This is a genomic window from Thiocapsa sp., from assembly GCF_035467215.1.
Classification (GTDB): Bacteria; Pseudomonadota; Gammaproteobacteria; order Chromatiales; family Chromatiaceae; genus Thiocapsa.
The window spans coordinates 1-5,018 of record NZ_DATITZ010000153.1 but is presented as its reverse complement, the minus strand read 5'-3'; the positions used below and the strand labels follow the sequence as shown (position 1 = coordinate 5,018).

The 5,018-nt window shown below is 66.4% G+C and carries 6 protein-coding genes; 3 read left to right on the top strand and 3 right to left on the bottom strand.

What is annotated here, in order from left to right:
* The 3 genes from VLR48_RS08640 to VLR48_RS08630 form a co-directional block, all read left to right on the top strand.
* On the top strand, nucleotides 1-439 hold a 439-nt coding region (locus VLR48_RS08640), incomplete at its 5' end, for an SEC-C metal-binding domain-containing protein (protein ID WP_325291390.1).
* 8 nt (nucleotides 440-447) lie between these two features.
* Complete coding sequence (gene argJ, locus VLR48_RS08635) at nucleotides 448-1,689, top strand: bifunctional glutamate N-acetyltransferase/amino-acid acetyltransferase ArgJ (RefSeq protein ID WP_325291391.1); 1,242 nt, start codon at nucleotides 448-450, stop codon at nucleotides 1,687-1,689.
* Complete coding sequence (locus tag VLR48_RS08630; RefSeq protein ID WP_325291389.1) at nucleotides 1,686-2,636, top strand: Nudix family hydrolase; 951 nt, start codon at nucleotides 1,686-1,688, stop codon at nucleotides 2,634-2,636. Before argJ ends, VLR48_RS08630 begins: the two co-directional genes overlap by 4 nt.
* An 82-nt stretch (nucleotides 2,637-2,718) precedes the next feature.
* Here VLR48_RS08630 and yacG read toward each other — a convergent pair whose 3' ends face one another.
* The 3 genes from yacG to VLR48_RS08615 all read right to left on the bottom strand — a co-directional run.
* Nucleotides 2,719-2,919, bottom strand: a complete 201-nt coding sequence (gene yacG / locus VLR48_RS08625; protein WP_325291388.1) for a DNA gyrase inhibitor YacG — start codon at nucleotides 2,917-2,919, stop codon at nucleotides 2,719-2,721.
* An 85-nt stretch (nucleotides 2,920-3,004) separates the two neighbouring features.
* A complete protein-coding gene (zapD, locus tag VLR48_RS08620; protein WP_325291387.1) occupies nucleotides 3,005-3,772 on the bottom strand; it encodes a cell division protein ZapD in 768 nt (255 codons plus the stop codon).
* A gap of 308 nt (nucleotides 3,773-4,080) precedes the next feature.
* A partial coding sequence (locus VLR48_RS08615) for an LOG family protein (RefSeq protein WP_325291386.1) occupies nucleotides 4,081-5,018 on the bottom strand: 938 nt, incomplete at its 5' end.

Below are 5,018 nucleotides of genomic sequence, written 5' to 3'. Positions count from 1 at the left end.
GGACACCCACTGGAAGGACCATCTCGCCGCGATGGACTATCTGCGCCAAGGGATCCATCTGCGCGGCTACGCCCAGAAGAATCCCAAGCAGGAGTACAAGCGCGAGGCCTTCGAGATGTTCTCCGCGATGCTCGACAGCATAAAGCACGACGTCGTGGCCACCCTCGCCAAGCTCCAGGTACAGACTCAGCCCGGTGCGGAGGCTCAGCCGGTCGCCGCGCTCGGCGCAGCGCCGGTGCGGGAACGCGAGTTCGAGTTCAAGCACGAGCGCTTCGAGGGTTTCGGGCAAGGTTCCGAGTCCGCGGATGACGTGGCGCCCGACAGCCGGGATCCGCAGGCTCAACCCTACGTCCGCGGCGATCGTAAGGTCGGACGCAACGAGCCCTGTCCCTGCGGATCGGGCAAGAAGTACAAGCAGTGCCACGGCAAGGCGAGCTGAGCGACACCATGACGCCGTCCGAGCAGCCCCGGCACGAGCCGGTCCAGTCCGATCAAACCTGGCTCCCCATCGGGGGCGTGCGTCTGGCCGCCGGCGCGGCCGGCATTCGTTATCGAGAGCGCGACGATCTGGTCATCTTGGAACTCGCTCCCGGCAGCCGATGTGCGGCCGTCTTCACGCGCAATGCCTTCTGCGCCGCGCCCGTGCGGGTCGCCAGGACTCATTTGGGTCAAACGATGCCGCGTTACCTGCTGATCAACGCGGGCAATGCCAACGCGGGCACGGGTCGGCGCGGGATGGCGGACGCCGAGTCGAGCTGTGCGGCACTCGCCGCCGTCGGTGACTGTGCCGCCGAGGAGGTCCTGCCCTTCTCCACCGGCGTGATCGGCGAGCACCTGCCGGTCGATCGCATCGCCGCGGCCCTGCCGGATCTGCTCGGCCGATTGGATGCATCCGCATGGCCCGTCGCCGCCCGGGCCATCATGACCACGGATCGGGTGCCCAAGCGGGTCTCGCGACGCTTCGAGATCGACGGTCACACCGCCTCGATCACCGGGATCGCCAAGGGCGCCGGGATGATCTGTCCGAACATGGCGACCATGCTTGCCTTCATCGCGACCGATGCCGCCGTGGCGCCCGATCTGCTCCAGGCCTGCTTGGGCTCGGCGGTCGCCCGGTCGTTCAATGCCATCACGGTCGACGGCGATACCTCGACCAACGACGCCTGCGTGCTGGTCGCGAGCGGGGCCTGCGGGAATCCCGAGATCCGCGACGGCGCATCGCCGGGATATGCTGCACTGCAGAGCGCCGTCGAGTCGGTCTGTGTCGAGCTGGCGACCGCCATCGTGCGCGATGCCGAGGGTGCGACCAAGCTGGTGACCGTGCAGGTGGAAGGCGCCGCCGATGTCGAGGAGGCCCGCACGGTCGCCTACACCATCGCCCATTCGCCCTTGGTCAAAACGGCGCTCTTCGCATCCGATCCCAACTGGGGCCGCATCCTGGCCGCCGTCGGGCGTGCGGGTCTTCGAGATCTCGACATCGATCGGATCCGAATCCATATCGGCGAGGTCCTGATCGTGGAAGCCGGCGGGCGCGCACCCGACTATACCGAGGAGGCCGGCGCGGCCGTCATGGCCGAGCCCGAGATCCTGATCCGCGTCTCGCTGGGACGTGGCGGGGCCGAGGCGCGAGTCTTGACCTGCGATCTCTCCTACGACTACGTCCGGATCAACGCCGAATACCGCAGTTGAGCGTCGACTTGATCCATGTGATGGTCGGCGCGATTTCCGACCCGACGGGACGCGTCCTGGTGACCAAGCGCCCCGATCACGTCCATCAGGGCGGGCTGTGGGAGTTTCCGGGCGGCAAGCTCGAGCCCGGCGAGTCGCCCGAGCTGGGCCTGGCGCGCGAGCTGGCCGAAGAGCTCGGCATCGAGGTCCACGACAGCCATCCACTGATCCGCATCCGGCACCAATACGGCGATCGGCACGTCCTGTTGGATGTTCGGCGCGTCCGCTCCTACGCGGGCGTCCCTAAAGGTTTGGAGGGTCAGCCCCTCGCCTGGCAACGCCCCGAGGCCATGGATCCAGCCTGCTTTCCAGCGGCCGATCGTCCTATCATCACCGCGCTGCGCCTGCCCGCGCACATGCTGATCACGGGGCCCGACCCGCTCGACCCCGAGGTCTTTCTGGCGCGGCTCGCGGGTGCCGTTGCGGCTGGAATTCGGCTCGTCCAACTGCGTGCACACGAGCTGAATCAAGCGGCCTACCGGGATTTGGCGCGGCGCGCCTTCGCGCTCTGCGAGCAAGGCGGTGCGCGTCTCCTCCTGAATCGCGATCCGCAAGAGACACTGGATGTCCCGCGTCACGGCCTACACCTCGGTGGGCAGACGCTTGCCCGACTGAGCGGGCGTCCGGGGCGCCCCGACGACCTAGTCGGGGCCTCCTGCCACAACATCGATGATCTCTTGCGCGCGGCGCGCCTCGGGCTCGACTACGCGCTGCTCTCGCCCATCAATCCGACTGCCACGCACCCGGATGCCGAGCCCCTCGGCTGGCACCGCTTCGCCGAGCTTGCCGACGCGGCGACGCTCCCGGTTTATGCACTGGGCGGCTTGACCGGAGCGGATCTGGAGGCCGCCCGTGAGCATGGCGCTCAGGGTGTGGCGGCAATTCGAGGTTTCTGGCCGATCGATTGATCGGTTAACCTAGATCCAGCGGTGGTCAAGTCTGCCGGGGCCGATCCCATCCAAAAGCATCGCATACCGCGCCGGGCGCGGTTCAATGTGCCCCCGGCGAACGCTCGATCATGGGCGAATCCTCGTCGGGGTCGTCCTCCGTTCCGGGGATCCGGTGATTCTCGTCGAGCCATTCGCCTAGGTCGACCAAACGGCAGCGCTCGCTGCAGAAGGGGCGCCAGGGTGATTGCGGACCCCAGACGACAGACTTTCCGCAGCGCGGACAGGAGACGATCGTGGACATGGCTAAGCTGCGTCCCGAGCGAAGATGGATGCTTTTCTGCTGCCGGCCGTTCGGTGCGCACCCGGAGGTTCGTGCCGGACGCGGTTCAAAAGACGCAACAGGTGAGCTTGAAAGGGATGTTTTCCGGGATCTGAGACGGCCGCCCCTGAGGTCCGGTCTTCATGAAGCGGATGCTGAAGCGGCTCTTGTGTCCGCTGATCTCCGGATAGAGTGCGCCGCTTCCGTTGATGCCGACCCGCACCATCTGTGCAGGTGTCTGCACATCGAGCGCCTCCTGGAAGAAACCGCCCTCCGCGAGGACCTGACGCGGCGATGCGCTGGTGCGCGCAAGCGAGAGCACGAGGCGGATCGCCCGCTCGGCCGGCCGGAGATCCTGCAGCCAGTGGTCGAGTCGCGTCTGTCTGATCTCGGGTGCCTGGACCAGCCAGTGATGGTACTGCGGCAGGTCGAAGCTGCAGGCCCCGCCCGGAATGCTGCTGCGCTGGGCGACGCTCTTGAGAAGATCGTCCTCGCGGGCAATCTGTCCGATGGGTCCGGATAGGCGATGGACGCCTTTGACGGCGTCCACGAGGTCGCCGAGAACGCGCTCCAATGCCCGCGGATCGACCCCGGGCTGATCCCCGAAACGCTTGAGCGTGGCGATGTTGCGATCGAGCTCCTTGAGCAGCTCGTTCTTCACATCCGCGCGCGCGGTTACCGAGGCGATGTCGAGCAAGGTCTCGACGGCGGCCCGGGTCGCCCAGGCGTCGTACTGAGGCGCGAAATAATTGAGCCGCTCGAACAGATGCTCGATCCGCAGGAAGGTGCGGACGCGCTCGTTCAGCGGATGCTCGAAGGTCATCAGTGTCGACACAAAGGCGCCTCGGGGCTCGGCGCGACCCGGATCCGGTCATCTCGGCTCGGTCGGCGCGGCAGTCGTTCGAATGTTGCGCATCCATCGAAGGGATGGGCGATACCATGACTGGAATTCTCCCGATTTCGCGAGGGGTTGTCACGCTGTCTCGCGAAAACCGCGGGTTTTGGCGCTGAGCGGCAGGGTCGCTTGCCCTAGACTCTGCCCTCGGTTTTTCGTATGCCGATATCTTCGGCTGCTTGACTTGGGGCTCCGCAGTGTTGGACTCGAGCATCTCCGGCTGATCGGGTCGCGCATCGCCGCGGAGGTCACCCCAGCCGCAGGGTCTGCTTGTAGAAGCGCGGGATGGCATCCGGGTCGGCGGTCATGAGGATGTTGTCGAGCACCCAGCTCGGCAGTCGGCCTTGGGCGGTCATGCGTTCGAGCTGGGTCTTGAGTCCCTCCCAATAGAAGCCCTCGCCCGAGCCGTCGAAAAAGACGATGGGTCCGGACTCGATGACGCCGAGCTTCATGTCGGTCAGGGTCAGGCCGATCTCTTCGAGTGTGCCGACTCCCCCCGAGAGGAAGATGTGGAAGCTCGCAATCTCGAACCAGCGCTGGCGCGATTGGCGGCTGCGTGCCTGGAAGGTCTGGTAGTAGTCGGCGCTTTGATTGGGCTTCTGGTCCAGCGTCTCGATGTAGCTGGAGCCGACCAGCAGCCCGAGTCGGTGCGCGGCCTCGGTCACCTGGAGCATGGCTCCCGGGCCGCCGCCGGTGAGGATGCTGATGTCGCTGCCGAACAGGCCCTTGAGGTTGGCCAGCAGGCGCTCGATCTGGTGGGCGGACGCGTCGTCGAGCGGCTTGATGGATCCGTAGATGGCGAAGACCAGGCTGGAGCGGAAGCGTTCGACCTGCTCGGGTGTCGTAAAATAACCGCGCAGCCCTCGGAAGACGTGCCGCACGACCTGGGCTCGCGCATCGTTGCACCAGAAAACCTCGATCCCGAGACCCTCGTAGTCCGCCAGTCGGCCGTGGTCGCGGGCGGAGAGGAAGTGACCATGCTCGAATGAGGCGCGCCGAAAAACGATGCGGCCGATGCGCCCGCGCAGGGCGGCGGCGCAGATCTCGGTGTGCTCGATGAGATTCGGGAAATAGCCGAGCAGGAGCGTGGCCCGTGCCTCGTCGGCCAGATCCTCCAGGATCCCGGTGCCGTATTCCGTGCGGGTGTCGAGTTTGAGGCCCTCGGCGACCAGGCCGGCGGCGAGAT